At 75.8% G+C, this 1,099-nt stretch carries 3 protein-coding genes; 2 read left to right on the top strand and 1 reads right to left on the bottom strand.

Annotation, left to right across the window (positions count from 1 at the left end):
• Positions 1 to 207, top strand: a 207-nt coding sequence (locus tag VB737_RS16925; RefSeq protein ID WP_500314685.1) for an alpha/beta fold hydrolase, incomplete at its 5' end; no start/stop codon positions are given.
• Positions 204 to 677 (top strand): DUF1499 domain-containing protein, encoded by a 474-nt coding sequence (locus VB737_RS16920; RefSeq protein WP_500314684.1) that lies wholly within the window; start codon positions 204 to 206, stop codon positions 675 to 677. The genes VB737_RS16925 and VB737_RS16920, both read left to right, overlap by 4 nt.
• Here VB737_RS16920 and VB737_RS16915 read toward each other — a convergent pair.
• On the bottom strand, positions 628 to 1,099 hold a 472-nt coding region (locus VB737_RS16915), incomplete at its 5' end, for a DUF8671 domain-containing protein (protein WP_500314682.1). The two genes, VB737_RS16920 and VB737_RS16915, sit on opposite strands and share 50 nt — an antisense overlap.

Below are 1,099 nucleotides of genomic sequence, written 5' to 3'. Positions count from 1 at the left end.
CCCCTGCCCCCCCAGCCCGTGGCGGTGCTCTGGGGCGCCGACGACCGGATCCTGCGGGCCCCCCAGAAGCGCGCCGCCCAGGCCCTGCTGGGTCCCCGCATCACCGAACTGGCGGCCTGCGGCCACCTGCCCCACATCGACCAACCTGAGCAGGTCGCCGCCGCCTGGCTGGCTGCCCCCTGCGCCCCCCTTCCCACCCACCCATGACCCCCGCCACCCGCCTCTCCCTACCCCGTCTCCTCGCCGGCCTGCTGCTCGTGCTGCTGCTCGGCGTCCCCGCCCTGGCCCTCCCCGGCCGCGCCGAGGCCTCGCTGCTGCACCTGGAGGGGCCGGCACCGGAGGATCTCGGTGTGCACGGCGGCTCCCTGTCCCCCTGTGCGGCGCCGGCCCACTGCGCCCGGGCCGACTGGCCGCTCACCGATCCGGAGGCGGCCCTGAGCGCGCTGGTGCCGATCCTGGAGACCACCGAGGGGGTGCGGATCCTCGAGCGGGACGGCCACTACCTGCACGCCACCGCCACCAGCCGCCTGTTCGGCTTCGTCGACGACCTCGAGCTGTACGCCCAGCCGGCGGCCGGCGTGCTGCAGGCGCGCTCCAGCTCCCGGCTGGGGGATTCGGACCTGGGCGTCAACGGCCGCCGGCTGGCGGCCCTGCGGCAGGAACTGCCTGGCAGCTGAAGCTCTCGATGGCGCCGCGGCGGTGCAGGAAGCGGGGCTGGGCCGGATCCTCCAGACTCCACCACCAGATCCCGTCGGTGTAGCTGGGCGGACCGGCGTTGTTGGTGCGCGGCAGCTGCAGCCTCAGGTCGCGCCACTCCAGCAGCACCGTGGCGCCGGGCACCGTGCCGGCGGTGGTGTTGGGGATCCCCGGGGCATCCACGGCCCCGTTGTCGCTGGTCGCCAGCAGCGGGTCGCCGTCGCAGCGGTAGGAGACGGCGTCGGTCGCCGCCATCGCCGGTGCCGGGTTCGCCAGGGCGAGGCAGAGCAGCAGCACCAGGGCCAGCAGCCGGCCCGCCAGGACCTGGGCGCTGCGCAGGGCGCCTTCGATCCGGCCGAACCCCGGCCCGGCGACGAAGTCGCCGCAGAAGGCCACCCAGCTG

The sequence above is a fragment of the Synechococcus sp. BA-120 BA3 genome (genome assembly GCF_034931285.1).
Taxonomy (GTDB): domain Bacteria; phylum Cyanobacteriota; class Cyanobacteriia; order PCC-6307; family Cyanobiaceae; genus Cyanobium.
This window is presented reverse-complemented; position numbering and strand designations above follow the sequence as displayed.

Excerpts from the sequence above, each read along its gene's own strand:
- VB737_RS16920 (WP_500314684.1), top strand. The coding sequence starts at position 204 with ATGACCCCCGCCACCCGCCTCTCCCTACCCCGTCTCCTCGCCGGCCTG.